The organism is Pantoea sp. C1E2, from assembly GCF_056491465.1.
Map to the genome: position 1 here is coordinate 2,211,904 of NZ_JBSZHT010000002.1, position 14,683 is coordinate 2,226,586.

Consider the following 14,683-nt stretch of genomic DNA (forward strand, 5'->3'; position numbering starts at 1 on the left):
TGGCGGGCACACCGAGGTGCACCCGCAAGCTGATTACTCCGGCATCCCTTCGCTGGTCTGCGCGCCCAGCATATAGCGTGACAGGAACTGCTCCAGTGACATCTTGTCGCCATTCATCGTCACCTGACCGTTGCCGTACTGCAGGCTGGTGGTGATGTTGTCATCCTGCTGCTGTGTCAGACGGAACATCTGACCCATGGCGGCCAGACCTTTCACCTGCTGATCCGCCAGCTTCTGCGCATCGTCGCTCTGATACCCTTCAGCCAGACCCACATGACGCATGGCTTCGGTGGCCATCGGCATATTGATGTTCAGCTTGCCATCGAGCGTTTTCAGCACGCGATCCACTGCGGCACCAAGATTCTGCGCTTCGCCCGTTACGGTAGCAGGATCGTTAAAGCCAACGCTGAGGTTGAAGGTGCTTTCACCTTTATCGTTTTTCCAGCTCAGCGGCGCGATGCTGACGGTTGGAGACCCTTTTAACAGAGTCGGCAGGTTATTTTTCAGGATGGTTTGCACACTGGCCTGATAACGCACTGGATCTTCAACCAGACCAGGCTGGTTCAATAGTGCCTGCATTTGCGCGTTGTAGCTGTCTGAGAAGGTTTTCACCGCCTGCGCATCAAACTGTGCAAACTTCAACGCCAGCTTAGCTTCGCCGAACGGTTGCTTCTGCAGGGTGATATTGCCGACGTTCATGTTCAGATCGCCGCCAATTTTGCCGTCTTTATTATCGAAGGAGGATTTGGTGTCCAACTTCTGCAATGACAAACCTTCCTGACCGTTAATGCTGGCGTCGAGTTTATCCAGGCTGATGGACTGATCGCCCACGCGCACACCTTCCGGGCTGAGATGAGTATCACCCTTCAGCTTCAGGCCATTAATCGTGAACAGCACCGGCTGCTCAACCTGGTTTTTGCTGGTAACGGCAATGCTGGAAAAGTCGCCATTCAGGCTGACTTTATCGCCTTTGCTGTCCGCGCTGATTTCGAGGGTGCCGCCGTTGGTGGCAAGACGATCGCCGGTCTGTGCGTTGTTATAATCCACTGCCAGCAGATCCAGCACGGTGTCGGTGGCCCCGCTGTAGCCGACGCGAGTGTCAGCGGTCACCAGCGATTTACCGTTGGTGAGCTCAAACAGTTTCTTCACCGCATCGGTATTTTCCAGCTCGGTATGCACCGATGCCATGCTTGGGATCAGGCTGCCGCGTTTCAACTGCGCAAATGGGAAGGGACCATGGTCGATGGTTTCGTTCAGCACGATGCTTTGACCTGGCTTCAGCAGCGGATTGTCTTCAGTCTGTGAACTGGCCTGAATCACCAATTTAGTTTTGCTGCTGAAGATGCCGCGCTGGTAATCCTGATAGCTGAGCGTCAGGCGAGCATTCGGCGCATAGGCATTAAGCTGAGTGTTGGCGTTCTGCAACATCTGATCCATATGGCTTTCCAGCTGCTTGCCGGTAAACCAGGATGCGCCTGTCCAAATCACGCCGAGCGCTACAATTACACCTACGGCAACCTTGGTCTTTTTCATCGCTGAGTCGTCCTTATCCTTGGGTCCGCACGCCGCTACATGGGGTGCGACGGTGAAGAAAAACGCCCGCAGGCGTTTTAAAGTAATAGTCTGAAAGAATAGCAGTTAATGCTGGCATCGTCAGCCGGATCAACTGAGCGCGTTGTAGACCCGCGCCAGGCGTCCTGTGCCCGCAGCGTTAACCGGGGATTCACTGGCGGCAACGAAGCACGACTCACCGGGCTTCAACACCTGTTGCTCACCTGACTTCTCAATCACCGCCTGACCTTCAATGCAAAACAGCAGCGCCGCACTCTGTTGCGCTAACGGCTGTGGCGTGGCGGAGAGGGCGTGGATGGCAAAGGCAAAATCCTCCACCGGAATCGGGAAGTTCAGCGTATCGCCTGCTTGCACAGGCTGAGTCAACAGCGTGGCAGCCGGTTTGGCCTCAAACTTCAGATTCGCCATCAACTCTGGGATATCGATGAATTTTGGGGTCAGTCCCGCGCGCAGAACGTTATCGGAATTCGCCATGACTTCGAGTGCCACCCCTTTTAAATAGGCGTGCGGCGTCTCGGCAAACAGGAACATGGCGTCGCCAGGCTGCAGGGTGATGACATTCAGCAACAACGGCGAGAACAAGCCGGTATCGTCCGGATAATCTGCCGCAATGCTTTTGATGGTCTGCCAGGGTTCGCCACCGCGTGAGTTGAGTGCAGATTTCAGCACCGCCAACGCCAGTGATTTAGGCTCGTCTTTTAACGACAGCAGGGTAGAGAACAGTTTGGCAAGGCTGGCCTCATCGGGTTTTTCGAGGAAGTGGGCGATCTGCGGATGGGCGCCGGCCACTGGCTCAAGCAGCGATACAATTTCGTGCATCTCGCGGAAGCCGTTCATCGCCTGAAATGGAGTCAGGGCATAAACCAGTTCCGGCTTGTGATTCGCGTCTTTGTAGTTGCGCTCAGCAGCGCCAATCGGAATCCCGGCAGCATTCTCGCGCGCAAATCCCTCTTCGGCTGCGGCTTTGCTTGGGTGCACCTGAATCGATAAGGCCTGATCGGCACACAACACCTTAAACAAGAAAGGCAACTCGCCAAAACGCTGTGCGACGGCCGCGCCTAATGCTGCGGTTTGGTCATCATTGATGACATCGCGCAGGGAACGCGTTTCACCCTTGATCTCAACAGTTGACGGACTCTTCGGATGGGCGCCCATCCACAGCTCCGCCATCGGTAATCCCTGTGGGTTATCAATGCCGTAAAGTTCGGTCAGTGCAGTTTTGCTGCCCCAAGCGTAATTTTGCAGCGAATTGTTCATTTTTTGCATCGTTTACCCTTAATAACCGTAAGTAAATAGGCTTATTAAAGCAGAAAGTGCCATACAAAATACATCAACAAGTGCAATAAACGCGATGGGCTCGCATAATGTTAATTTCTTGTATGTGACAATCTTGCTCGCTCAACGGCGTCGCGGGAAGACGACCTGAGCGGAAACCTCTAATCTGAGCTAAGGAGACGTAGTCATGGCAGCGAATCGCATTGAAAAAGATTCAATGGGACCGATCGAAGTACCGGCAGATAAGTTGTGGGGGGCACAAACCCAGCGTTCGCTGGAGCATTTCCGTATCTCAACCGAGAAGATGCCCGTCGCATTAGTGCATGCTTTGGCGTTGACTAAACGCGCAGCAGCACAGGTGAACCGCGATCTCGGCCTGCTTCCGGCTGAACGAGCAGAAGCGATTCTGAAAGCGGCTGACGAAGTGCTGGCTGATAAACACAGTGAAGAGTTTCCGCTGGCGATCTGGCAGACCGGTTCCGGTACCCAGACCAACATGAACATGAACGAAGTGCTGGCCAACCGCGCCAGTGAAATTCTCGGCGGCGAGCGTGGCATGTCGCGTTTGGTGCACCCAAACGATGACGTCAACAAGAGCCAGAGCTCCAACGACGTGTTCCCCACCGCCATGCACGTGGCCGCGGTCATCGCCGTGCGGGAGCAGCTGATTCCGCAGATTCATGTTCTGAAAAAGACCCTGAGCGAGAAGTCTGAAGCCTTTAAAGACATCGTGAAGATTGGTCGTACGCACCTGCAAGATGCGACGCCATTGACACTGGGCCAGGAAATTTCCGGCTGGGTGGCAATGCTGGAGCATAACCTGAAGCACATCGAACACAGCATTCCTCACGTGGCCGAGCTGGCGCTGGGTGGCACCGCTGTCGGCACCGGTTTAAATACCCATCCCGAGTATGCGGTTCGCGTGGCGAAAGCGCTGGCCGATCTGACGCAACAACCCTTTGTGACGGCGCCGAATAAATTTGAAGCACTGGCAACCTGCGATGCGCTGGTGCATGCGCATGGCGCGCTGAAAGGTCTGGCAGCGTCACTGATGAAAATCGCCAACGACGTGCGCTGGCTGGCATCGGGTCCGCGTTGTGGTATTGGCGAGCTCGCCATTCCAGAAAACGAACCGGGCAGCTCAATCATGCCAGGTAAAGTGAACCCAACTCAGTGCGAAGCGCTAACCATGCTGTGCTGCCAGGTGATGGGTAACGATGTCGCGGTGAATATTGGTGGTGCTTCGGGCAACTTTGAGTTGAACGTGTTCCGTCCAATGGTGATCCACAACTTCCTGCAGTCAATTCGCCTGCTGGCAGACGGGATGGACAGCTTCAACCATCACTGTGCGGTAGGGATTGAACCGGTGCGCGAGCGTATCGATCAGTTGTTGAATGAATCGCTGATGCTGGTGACGGCGCTGAATACCCATATCGGTTATGACAAAGCGGCGGAAATCGCCAAGAAAGCCCATAAAGAAGGGCTGACGCTAAAAGGCTCAGCGCTGAAACTCGGCTATCTGACTGAAGAGCAGTTTGACGAGTGGGTGCGTCCTGAGGAGATGGTTGGCAGCATGAAGCAATAATTATCGCGGCAAACTGAGGGGTAATGCCGCTCGGTTCAGCGATGATGTGCAATGACAGAGGCGGCCTGATGGCCGCTTCTTCATTAAAGCTTGTCACTCCACAAGTGCAGCCGTGGGATCACCAAATGCAGCGGCTGCGCCAACGGCTTATGACGATGCGTGACGTTATCGGCGTCGTAATCCAGCAATTCCCCTAAAATCGGCACCTGAGTCTTATCCCGACACAGCACCAGAAGCGGTGAAGGGCAGGCGAGTTGCACCTGTTTTTTGTTACTGGCGCGCCAGACGCGGGCAATCGGCTGCACCTTAACCGGACGTTTGATTTTCAGTTTGGCATCGGCGGGCAGTGACAAAATCATATCCAGCTCCTGCTGGACTTTTTCCGCCCACTGTTCGCGCGTCCAGGGTGCTTGCGCACGGTTTGCCTTCAGGCTGCGTTCCAACTGCTCGACCACGGCTTCACGCGTGAGGTTTTTAATAATGTTCTTGTTGGCCCAGCCAAAGCGCAGGCTGTCCGGCGCATGCAGTAAGGTCACACTGCGATAAGCATTCAGGGTGATCAAACCGCGCAGATGCTGGTGGACAAACTCAAAACGCGCTTCACTCGGCAAGCCCGACTCGACGGTAATCAGGTGTTCAAGGCGCAGCTTGAGCGCATTGATATCGGACACTTGCTGGCTGATGTGCTCGCTGACGGCATCATCCGCTTCAATACAGATAGCGCCAGGCAAGCGCACCGCAGCCTTGGTGCTCAGTTTTTCTGACTGGTGCTGCATAAACAGACGACAGTAATGGGTCAGCGCCATATCGCGCGCTTTTTGGCCGAGATGTTGAGTGACGGCGATGCGCTCAATCTCATCATTCTCATGACCTTTTTCAATTTCGGGCAAACTAAAGGCGCGCGCAATCAGCAACGGCTGCTGTTCCACCTGTTGACGCAGGGTGCTAAGACCCAGCTCCAGCGCGTTAACGCACTCGTGCAAATCGGCCACCAAATCATAGCGGGACATGTTACGCTCCATAGTTACAACATACCATTTAACTTATCCCATTCGGAGTCAATCTTCCACCCTGATAGCGTGAATTCGCGAAGCAGGGCACACAAGCATTTTTCCAGCAGGATGAACATGTTATAACAATGCTTTGCCTGCTAACGGAAACTTGTCGTGGAGCATCACCCTAAACCTGCGGTTCCTGCCATCGTGACACTCGGATGGGTTCAAATCCTGTCGTGGGGCGGCTCGTTTTATCTCATGGCCGTGATGGCGAATCCAATTGTGGCGGAAACCGGCTGGTCGCAGCAGTGGGTATATGGCGCATTGTCTTTGGGCATTTTGGTTTCTGGCCTGTTAGCACCCTTAAGTGGCCGCCTGATTGCGGGCAGTTATGGCCGCGTGCTGCTGGCGTCGAGCGGGGCGGTGATGGCGCTGGGCCTGGTCATCATGGGATTAAGCCACCATCTGCTGCTGTTCCTCTTTGCCTGGCTGATTATCGGCATTGGAATGGCGATGGGTTTATACGACTCCCTGTTTGCCACCCTCGGAACGCTTTACGGTGGGCAGGCTCGCGGGGCAATTACCGGTATTACCCTCATCTCCGGCTTTTGCACCACGCTGGTATGGCCGGGCACCGCGCTGCTCATCCATTGGCTTGACTGGCGCGGCGCCTGTTTCGCCATTGCCGCACTGTTATGCCTGACCGTGCTGCCTGCGTATTGGTATGCGTTGCCTGCGCCGGTTAAGCCCATTGTTAATGCTGCGACAAAACAGCGTAACGCGAGTGGTGATTTGGCACCGTCGCTGTTTTGGTTGTTATGCAGCATTTTTACCCTCGCTTCGGTGATTATGACCGCTATTTCGGTGCAGTTAATCAGTTTGTTACAAGCCAGCGGTCACTCATTGACTGCCGCCTTAGCCATCAGCGCGATTCTGGGCCCTTGTCAGGTTGGCTCGCGGATCGTGGATATCGCGTTTAAACGGGGACATCCGATTTGGACGACATTTTTCTCGGTAGGATTAGTGGCGTTAGGGCTGCTGCTGCTGACCCTCTATCCGCAGTTCGCACTGGTCAGCATGGTGCTCTATGGTGCAGGAAATGGACTGCGTGCGATTGTACGGGGAACTTTACCGCTGGTGATGGTCAAACCAGAGGCCTACGCCATTGTGGTAGGGCGCATGGCGCGTCCTGCACTGATTGGCCAGGCATTAACGCCGCTGGTAGGGGGATATGTTTTTCAGCAGCTCGGGGCGAATGCCACATTATGGCTGCTGTGCTTGTTGGCGTTAGTGAACGTGTTGCTGGTGGGGGTGCTGAAGCAAAAATTGCCTGCGCTCAAGCCGCAAACGTAAAAGGGAGCAGTAAACTAAGCAGCCTGTGCGCTTCTGTCTGATCAAATGATGAATACGTGCCTTGATCACAGTCGCTGGCTTCTAAAAAGCAACAGTGTTTGTTATATTTATTGCTCATTGATTACTCACTGCCGCGGCATAAAAACAATAAGATAAACCGCAACTCAGGATACAGAAATGCTTGATTACCGCTTCCCGACAGCTTTGCAGATGGTTTTGAGCGTAGCGATGGCGGAGCAACTGGGCAAACGCTCGACCAGTGCTATTTTGGCGTATGGTCTTGAAGCGAACCCCAGTTTCATTCGAAAACTGATGGTTCCGTTAACGCGCGATGGCATCATTGTCTCTACGCTTGGCCGTACCGGTTCGATTCATCTCGGTCGTACAGCCGCGGAGATTACGCTGCGCGATATTTATACTTCTGTGATCGAAGATAAAAAACTCTGGGCTTCGCGTCCGGATGTGGCACCGCGCTGTCTGGTGAGTGCCAACCTGTGCTGGTACTTCAAATCGATTGCTGAAGAGGCGGAAGAAGCCTCGCTGAAAGTGCTTGAGACGCGCAACGTGGCCGACGCGCTGGCTGAGTTGAAGAAACACGATACCAGCAGCTGCGATGAACTGCCCGATCTCGAAATTGAAGACCTCTGCAAAAAATCCCGCTGAAATCAGTAAAACGGTTACCGGACATCAGCCCGGTAACCCGCATTTTTACTTAGACATTCCGTCTTTAGACATCTCATCTTTCGCCATGCCATCTTTAGACATACCATCTTTAGACATGCCGTCTTTCTTCATGCTGTTATGTTTCTTCATCGGTTTTTTCATGTGCTCTTTCTTCATGCCATCGTGCGACATACCGCTTTCATTTTGCATGCCATCTTTTGCCATGTTATCGGCTGCATAAGCGCCAGAGAAAGCCATTAACATTGCGCCAGCCAATACAGTTGCAATAACGTTTTTCATCTTAACTTCCTTTCAGGTTGAGGGTATTAACTGCCGCCGAACCAGTTGTAGCCCTGATCTTCCCAGTAGCCACCGGTAAAGCGGTTGGTGATTTCAATCGAAACAATATGCTTCGGGTTTTTATAGCCAAGTTTTGTCGGAATGCGCAGTTTCATTGGATAACCGTATTTCGGCGGTAATATGCGCCCATCCCAACTCAGTGCCAATAACGTTTGCGGATGCAATGCGGTCGCCATATCAATACTGGTGTAATAATCATCCGCACAGCGGAAGCTGACATATTTCGCTTTGGTATCAGCCCCAATAAGTTGCAGGAAATCACTGAATCGCACACCGCCCCAGCGGCCAATTGCACTCCATCCTTCAACACATATATGACGGGTGATTTGTTCATGCTGCGATAACTTATATAACTCAGGAAGTCGCCAGCTGCGTTTATCACGTACCAGCCCGATAATCTGCAACTGGTAATCATCCCCATTTACCTGCGGAATATCTTCTTCGCCGTAAAAGGCATTAAACGGAAACGGACGGGTAATATCTTGCAAAGTATATTCCGGCGCCATCTGATGTCCGCTGAATAACCATCCCTGAACGCGATCGTTAAAACGGGACATGCGATTCAATACGTTTTCAACATCCGGATTGTCATCCAGATCGCAACCGCTAAGCATCGCCACGCCACCAAGGGTTAACCCCAGTCGAAGGAAATGACGGCGGGAGTGCCCCGACAACTTTTTTGCCAGTAAGGTTTGCGCGTCTTTAACCAGGTGTGAAGCATCGCTGGCAGAGAGCGCAATGGGTTTCTTTTCCATTTTCATCCTCAGCGCCCACGAGTGATCAGTAATAGCGTTTTGGGAACCAGTGCTACCATCACCAAATGAATGACAAAGAACATGCATAAAAAGGACATTGCGCCGAAATGTATTAAGCGAGCAGTGTCATATCCGCCTAATAATTCACGCAGCAGCGAAAACTGAACTGATTTCCACAGCACGAGTCCAGAGACTACTAATAAAATGCCGTCAACAGTCACCAATAAATACGCAAATTTTTGCACCATATTATAATGACGCAGGTCGTGGTGATCGAGTCGGCCCCTTAATGCAGCGAAAGCGTCTTTAAAAAGTTGCGTGATACTCAGCGGCAAGAAACGTTGCCTGAAGCGGCCACTGACGATATTCATGACCAGATAAAACACACCATTCAGGCCGAATATCCACATTACGGCAAAATGCCACTGCAACGCGCCACCCAGCCATCCTCCTAACGTATAAGGATTAGGAAAAGAGAAGGGGAATAAGGGTGACGCGTTATAAATGCGCCATCCACTTAGAATCATCATGATAATGGCGGCGGCATTTATCCAGTGACACACTCTTAACCACAGAGGATGAACAGGTCGACCCGGTGCTGTTTTCATTCTTTACCTCTGCATATCGCTATGCTGTTCGGAATGATGACAGAGTGCCCGTTTATTGATCACGGAATCCTCACGCAGAGTTAAACAAAATGTGATAACTCCAACGGGCGATTCTGTATAAGATTAAAAAGAGGTTCATTGAGGCGGTAAACATGGCGAAGAAGATCTTAATCGTTGAAGACGATGGCAATATTGCGGAGCTGTTAAACATTCACCTGCGCGATGAAGGCTTTGACATTACGCATGCCGCGGATGGCGATACGGGCAGTCAATTGCTTGAGAGCCAACGCTGGGATGCGCTGATCTTCGACATTATGCTGCCCGGCGTCGATGGACTGGAGTTATGTCGCCGCGCGCGCAATATGCCGCATTACACGCCGATTGTGATGATCAGCGCCCGCGCCAGTGAAGTGCATCGTGTACTGGGGCTTGAACTGGGCGCGGATGATTACCTGACCAAACCCTTTTCCATGCTGGAACTGGTCGCTCGCGTGAAGGCGTTATTTCGTCGACAAGAAGCGATGAGCCAGAATATGCGTCAGGACGCGGGAAACCTGCGTCTCGGCACGCTGAGTATCGATCCCGTCGCCCGTGAAGTTCACCTCAATCAGCTACCGATTGAGCTGACGCCGCGCGAATTCGAGCTGCTGTACCACTTCGCCCGTCATCCCGGCAAAGTCTTCTCGCGGTTGAGCCTGCTCAATTTGGTCTGGGGCTACCAGCACGAAGGGTATGAGCACACGGTGAATACCCACATCAATCGCCTTCGTTTGAAGATCGAAGCGACACCGGCCGAGCCGCGCTGGATCCTCACCGTATGGGGGCAGGGATATAAGTTCGTGGTGCCCGAAGAGGGAGAGCATGCCAGATGAAGCGCCTCTCTCTTACCCAACGACTGACGCTGGTGTTTGCTTTGATGCTGGTTGTCAGCAGTGCACTTATTTTGGTTATTCAGGATCAAAACCGTAAGCAGTACAGCGATGCGATGATGCAGAACCTGTCGCGCAATTTAGCCAGTTCTATCGCCAAAAGCAGCGTACTGATGAATGCCGAAGGTACCGCGCGTCCGGCGTTGAAACAGCTGTTTGGTCAGATGATGTCGTATAACCCGAGCGTGGAAGTCTATCTGCTGGATACGCAAGGCCGCATTTTGGCCAACGACGCGCCGGTTGGGCACCTGCATCGACAACAAATTGATGTCCGTTCGGTACAAAAGTTACTGCAGGGTGCTGCTTTGCCTGTTTACGGCGACGATCCTCGTTCTCTGGCCGACAAAAAAGTGTTCAGTGCCGCGCCCATACAGGAAGGAAATCGCACCCTTGGTTATTTGTATGTGATTTTGCAGGGTGAGAATTATCAACAGTTACAGCAGGGTGTGCTGACCTCGGTATTGCGCAGTTCGATGTTGTGGTCAGTGGTGGTGATCATCTTATGCGGGCTGATTGCGGGCGGATGCGCCTATTACTGGGTCACGCGACCGGTCAGAAAACTGACGCAACAAGTGGTCTCACGCGAGGACGCGCTGGAGCACTTTGCAGCGCTGCCTTATTCAACATCACAGGATGAAGTCGCGCAGTTGCACAATGCCTTTATTGATATGGCGAAGCGTATTGCGATGCAGGTTCAGGCGTTAGAGTTGAAAGACCAGCAGCGCCGTGAGTTTGTCGCCAACATCTCTCACGATCTGCGTACCCCGTTGATGTCGATTCAGGGTTATCTTGAAACTTTGTCGGTGAAAGCCAACAGTCTGACTGACGCAGAGCGCAGTCGCTATCTGCAGATCGCGCTGACGCAAAGTGAGAAGGTGGGCATGCTGGCGCAACAGCTGTTCGAGCTTGCGCGTCTGGAGCACGGCGTGGTGACACCGCAGTGTGAGCGGTTCTCTCTGCCCGATTTGGTGCAGGATGTATTACAGAAATTCGAGTTGCCTTTCGATAACGCACAGCTTCAGTTTCATGTAGACATTCAACCCAGTTTACCGATGATTGATGCTGATATGTCGATGATTGAACGGGTGCTGACCAATCTGATCGACAACGCCATCCGTCATACGCCACTCGGCGGCAACATTACCCTGCGTATCTGGAGTCAGGATCAAAAAGTGATGCTGGAGCTGGAAGACAGCGGTCCTGGCATCTCTTACGAGTTAAGTCAGACGCTGTTTGAACGGCCCTCGATCATCGATACCAACCGTCGCGATAATGGCGGTTTAGGCCTGGTGATTGTCAGACGCATGTTGCAACTGCATCGTGGCGATATCGTACTGAAAAAAGCGCCGGGTGCCTGCTTCCAGCTCTTCGTTCCCCAATAAAAAAAGGGCGGTCCGTCAAGACCGCCCCTGTTTAACACGGTAAAACCTTACACCGTTTGCACTTCCGCATCCGGCTGCTTACGCGTGACCAGTTTACGCAGCGTCACATAGAACACCGGCGTCAGGAACAGGCCAAACAGCGTCACGCCCAACATGCCCGAGAACACGGTAATCCCGGTGACACCACGCACTTCGGCACCCGCACCCTCACCCAGAATCAGCGGAATGGTCCCGGCGATAAAGGCAATCGAGGTCATCACGATAGGGCGCAGACGCAGGCGACAGGCTTCCAGCGCCGACTCGACAATCCCTTTGCCTTGCATCTCCAGTTCACGAGCGAACTCAACGATCAGAATGGCGTTCTTACACGCCAGCCCCATCAGCACCACAAGACCCACCTGCACAAACACGTTGTTATCGCCGCCGGTGAGCCACACGCCAACCAGCGCGGACAGCATGGTGACCGGCACAATAAGGATCACCGCCAGCGGCAGCGTCCAGCTCTCATACAGCGCCGCCAGCACAAGGAACGCCAACAGCACGGCGACCGGGAAGACGATAAACGCGGTATTCCCTTGCGTTGCCTGCTGATAGCTCAGATCGGTCCATTCAATGTTCATGCCGTTCGGCAGCACCTGGCCCGACATCGCTTCCAGCTTCTCCATTGCCTGCGCCGAAGAGAGTACGCGTGGATCGGCATCACCAATCAAGTCCGCCGCCGGATAGCCGTTATAGCGAATCACCGGATCGGGGCCGTAGGTGGTAGTGATGTTCACCATGCTACCAATCGGCACCATCTCGCCTTGATTATTACGGGTACGCAGATTGGCAATATCCTGCACGCTGTTACGGAAATCCCCGTCCGCCTGCGCCATCACACGCCATGTACGACCAAACTTATTGAAGTCGTTGACGTAAGAGGAACCCAGATACACCTGCAGGGTGCTGAACAGATCGGTGAGCGAAACGCCTTGCGCTTTGGCTTTGTCACGATCCACCTGTACATCCAACTGTGGCACGTTGGCTTGATAAGAGGAGATCGGGAACATCATGCCTGGCGTCTGCATTACCGCACCGGATAAAGTATTGATGGCGGTTTGCAACGCCCCGTAACCTAATCCCGCACGATCCTGCACATACAGCGAGTAACCCGATCCTTGCCCCAGACCCAGAATCGGCGGTGGCATAATCGAGAAGCCGAAGCCCTGCTGGATTTTGGAGATTTTCGCGTTGATCTCGGCGTTAATTTCCGCCGCGCTGCGCGTGCGCTCACTAAACGGCTTCAGACCGAAGAAGACGGTGCCAGTATTGGGCGTATTGGTGAACTGCAACGCATTCAGGCCAGGGAAAGCAACCGAATAGGCCACGCCTTCGGTGTTCATGCCGATCTCGCTCATCTTACGAATCACTTCATCGGTACGCGCCAGTGACGAGCCTTCCGGCATTTTCACGCCGCCAATCAGATACAGCTTATCCTGCGTCGGAATAAAGCCGCCCGGTACGGTGTGGAACATAAAGCCCGCACCCACCAGTAACAGCACATACACGCCAAACACCGCACCACGACGACGCAGGGTTTTGCCGACCATTGACTCGTAGCCATCGGAGCTGCGCTGGAAGAAGCGGTTGAACGGACGGAAAATCCAGCCGAGCAAACGATCAATCAGACGCGTCGGCATATCTTTCGGTGCGTCATGCGCCTTCAGTAGTTTGGCCGCCAGCGCCGGAGAGAGGGTCAGTGAGTTGATGGCAGAGATCACCGTGGAGATGGCAATCGTCACCGCAAACTGTTTATAGAACTGGCCGGTTACGCCCGACAGGAACGCCATTGGCACGAACACCGCACACAGTACCAGCGCGATAGCGATAATTGGTCCCGACACTTCACGCATCGCCTGATGCGCGGCCGCCGTCGGTGAGAGTCCCATCGCGATATTACGTTCGACGTTCTCCACCACCACAATAGCGTCATCCACCACGATGCCTATCGCCAACACCAGGCCAAACAAACTGAGGGTGTTAAGCGAGAAGCCCAGCAGGTAGAGCACGCTAAAGGTTCCCACCACCGACACCGGCACCGCCAGTAACGGGATGATGGACGCGCGCCAGGTCTGCAGGAACAGGATCACCACCAACACCACCAGCACAATCGCTTCAAACAGCGTTTGCACCACGGCGCGGATCGAGTCACGCACGAATACCGTTGGATCGTACGGCGCGGCCCACTGCACATCATCCGGGAAGCGGGTGGCCAGTTCGGCCATCTTGTCACGCACGGCATTGGACAGATCGATGGCATTGGCACCCGGCGCCTGGAAGATACCGATACCCACCGCGTCCTTGTTGTTCAGCTGAGAGCGCAGGGCGTAGCTACCGGAACCCATCTCAATGCGCGCCACGTCACGCAGGCGCACCAGCGAGCCGTCATCGGCAGTTTTCAGGATGATATTGCCGAACTGTTCTTCGCTTTCCAGACGGCCCTGAGTGTTAATCGACAGCAGGAAGTCACTGGCCTTTTTGGTCGGCTCTGCGCCCAACTGACCGGCAGAGACCTGCACGTTTTGCTCCTGCATGGCGCTGACCACATCGGAAGCGGTCATGCCACGTGCGGCCACCTTGTTTGGATCGAGCCATACGCGCATCGCATATTCGCCCGCTCCGAAGATCTGAATCTGACCGACACCCGGCAGGCGTGCCAGCTCATCTTTGACCTTCAGGGTGGCGTAGTTACGCAGATAGAGTGAGTCATACTTGCCCTTCGGCGAGAACATGTGCACCACCAGCGTCAGCGTCGGCGACATCTTCTGCGTGGTCAGACCGAGTTGACGCACCTCTTCCGGCAGACGCGCTTCCGCCTGGGCCACACGGTTTTGCACCTGAACCTGCGCCTGATCGGGATCGGTACCCGGACGGAAGGTCACGGTGGTGACCAGCACGCCATCAGAACCGGCGACTGACTTCATGTACATCATGTTTTCGACCCCGTTGATCGCCTCTTCCAGCGGCGTCGCCACCGAATCAGCAATTACTTTGGGGTTGGCACCTGGGTACTCTGCGCGCACCTGCACGCTGGGTGGCACCACGTTGGGATATTCACTGATCGGCAGCAGCGGTATGGCGATCAGACCGGTGGTAAATATCAAGATCGACAGCACCGCCGCGAAAATCGGTCGGTCGATAAAAAAGCGGGAGAAATCCATAACAGG

12 protein-coding genes are annotated in these 14,683 nt (G+C 53.9%); 5 read left to right on the top strand and 7 right to left on the bottom strand.

The annotated features are described in order from the left end of the window. Positions 1 to 33: 33 nt before the first annotated feature. Positions 34 to 1,533: a DUF945 family protein gene (locus ACXI0A_RS10790; protein WP_476148937.1), complete on the bottom strand. Its 1,500-nt coding sequence runs from the start codon at positions 1,531 to 1,533 to the stop codon at positions 34 to 36. 129 nt (positions 1,534 to 1,662) lie between these two features. Continuing rightward, on the bottom strand, positions 1,663 to 2,838 hold the full coding sequence (manA, locus tag ACXI0A_RS10795) for a mannose-6-phosphate isomerase (protein WP_476148935.1): 1,176 nt from the start codon (positions 2,836 to 2,838) through the stop codon (positions 1,663 to 1,665). A gap of 196 nt (positions 2,839 to 3,034) precedes the next feature. Here manA and fumC point away from each other — a divergent pair, with 196 nt between their 5' ends. Continuing rightward, positions 3,035 to 4,432, top strand: a complete 1,398-nt coding sequence (gene fumC / locus ACXI0A_RS10800; protein ID WP_034827360.1) for a class II fumarate hydratase — start codon at positions 3,035 to 3,037, stop codon at positions 4,430 to 4,432. Between the two features lie 83 nt (positions 4,433 to 4,515). Here the strand turns inward: fumC and tus are convergent, their stop codons facing one another. After that, positions 4,516 to 5,442, bottom strand: coding sequence for a DNA replication terminus site-binding protein (gene tus, locus ACXI0A_RS10805; RefSeq protein ID WP_224928703.1), 927 nt, complete (start codon positions 5,440 to 5,442; stop codon positions 4,516 to 4,518). Positions 5,443 to 5,598: 156 nt separating this feature from the next. Here tus and ACXI0A_RS10810 point away from each other — a divergent pair, with 156 nt between their 5' ends. Next, positions 5,599 to 6,780 carry an MFS transporter gene (locus ACXI0A_RS10810; RefSeq protein WP_476148932.1) on the top strand — a complete coding sequence of 394 codons (1,182 nt, stop codon included), beginning with the start codon at positions 5,599 to 5,601 and terminating at the stop codon, positions 6,778 to 6,780. A 177-nt stretch (positions 6,781 to 6,957) separates the two neighbouring features. Further along, on the top strand, positions 6,958 to 7,443 hold the full coding sequence (locus tag ACXI0A_RS10815; RefSeq protein ID WP_476148930.1) for an Rrf2 family transcriptional regulator: 486 nt from the start codon (positions 6,958 to 6,960) through the stop codon (positions 7,441 to 7,443). 45 nt (positions 7,444 to 7,488) lie between these two features. Here ACXI0A_RS10815 and ACXI0A_RS10820 read toward each other — a convergent pair whose 3' ends face one another. From ACXI0A_RS10820 to ACXI0A_RS10830, 3 genes are read right to left on the bottom strand one after another with little or no spacing between them, the layout of a single operon-like run. Continuing rightward, positions 7,489 to 7,743 carry a pentapeptide MXKDX repeat protein gene (locus ACXI0A_RS10820; RefSeq protein WP_476148929.1) on the bottom strand — a complete coding sequence of 85 codons (255 nt, stop codon included), beginning with the start codon at positions 7,741 to 7,743 and terminating at the stop codon, positions 7,489 to 7,491. A 26-nt stretch (positions 7,744 to 7,769) separates the two neighbouring features. Then, positions 7,770 to 8,558, bottom strand: coding sequence for a molybdopterin-dependent oxidoreductase (locus ACXI0A_RS10825; protein ID WP_476148927.1), 789 nt, complete (start codon positions 8,556 to 8,558; stop codon positions 7,770 to 7,772). Between the two features lie 8 nt (positions 8,559 to 8,566). Continuing rightward, the gene (locus ACXI0A_RS10830) at positions 8,567 to 9,166 is read right to left on the bottom strand and encodes a cytochrome b/b6 domain-containing protein (protein WP_476148925.1); all 600 of its coding nucleotides are present in this window, start codon (positions 9,164 to 9,166) and stop codon (positions 8,567 to 8,569) included. 152 nt (positions 9,167 to 9,318) lie between these two features. Between ACXI0A_RS10830 and ACXI0A_RS10835 the strand changes: the two genes are divergently transcribed. Beyond that, positions 9,319 to 10,038 (top strand): winged helix-turn-helix domain-containing protein, encoded by a 720-nt coding sequence (locus ACXI0A_RS10835; RefSeq protein ID WP_476148923.1) that lies wholly within the window; start codon positions 9,319 to 9,321, stop codon positions 10,036 to 10,038. Beyond that, on the top strand, positions 10,035 to 11,477 hold the full coding sequence (locus ACXI0A_RS10840; protein WP_476148922.1) for an ATP-binding protein: 1,443 nt from the start codon (positions 10,035 to 10,037) through the stop codon (positions 11,475 to 11,477). The genes ACXI0A_RS10835 and ACXI0A_RS10840 overlap by 4 nt, the downstream gene beginning before the upstream one ends. A 47-nt stretch (positions 11,478 to 11,524) precedes the next feature. On the opposite strand, the gene oqxB is transcribed toward ACXI0A_RS10840, so the two are convergent. Continuing rightward, a complete protein-coding gene (gene oqxB, locus ACXI0A_RS10845) occupies positions 11,525 to 14,677 on the bottom strand; it encodes a multidrug efflux RND transporter permease subunit OqxB (RefSeq protein ID WP_224928680.1) in 3,153 nt (1,050 codons plus the stop codon). Positions 14,678 to 14,683 lie beyond the last annotated feature (6 nt).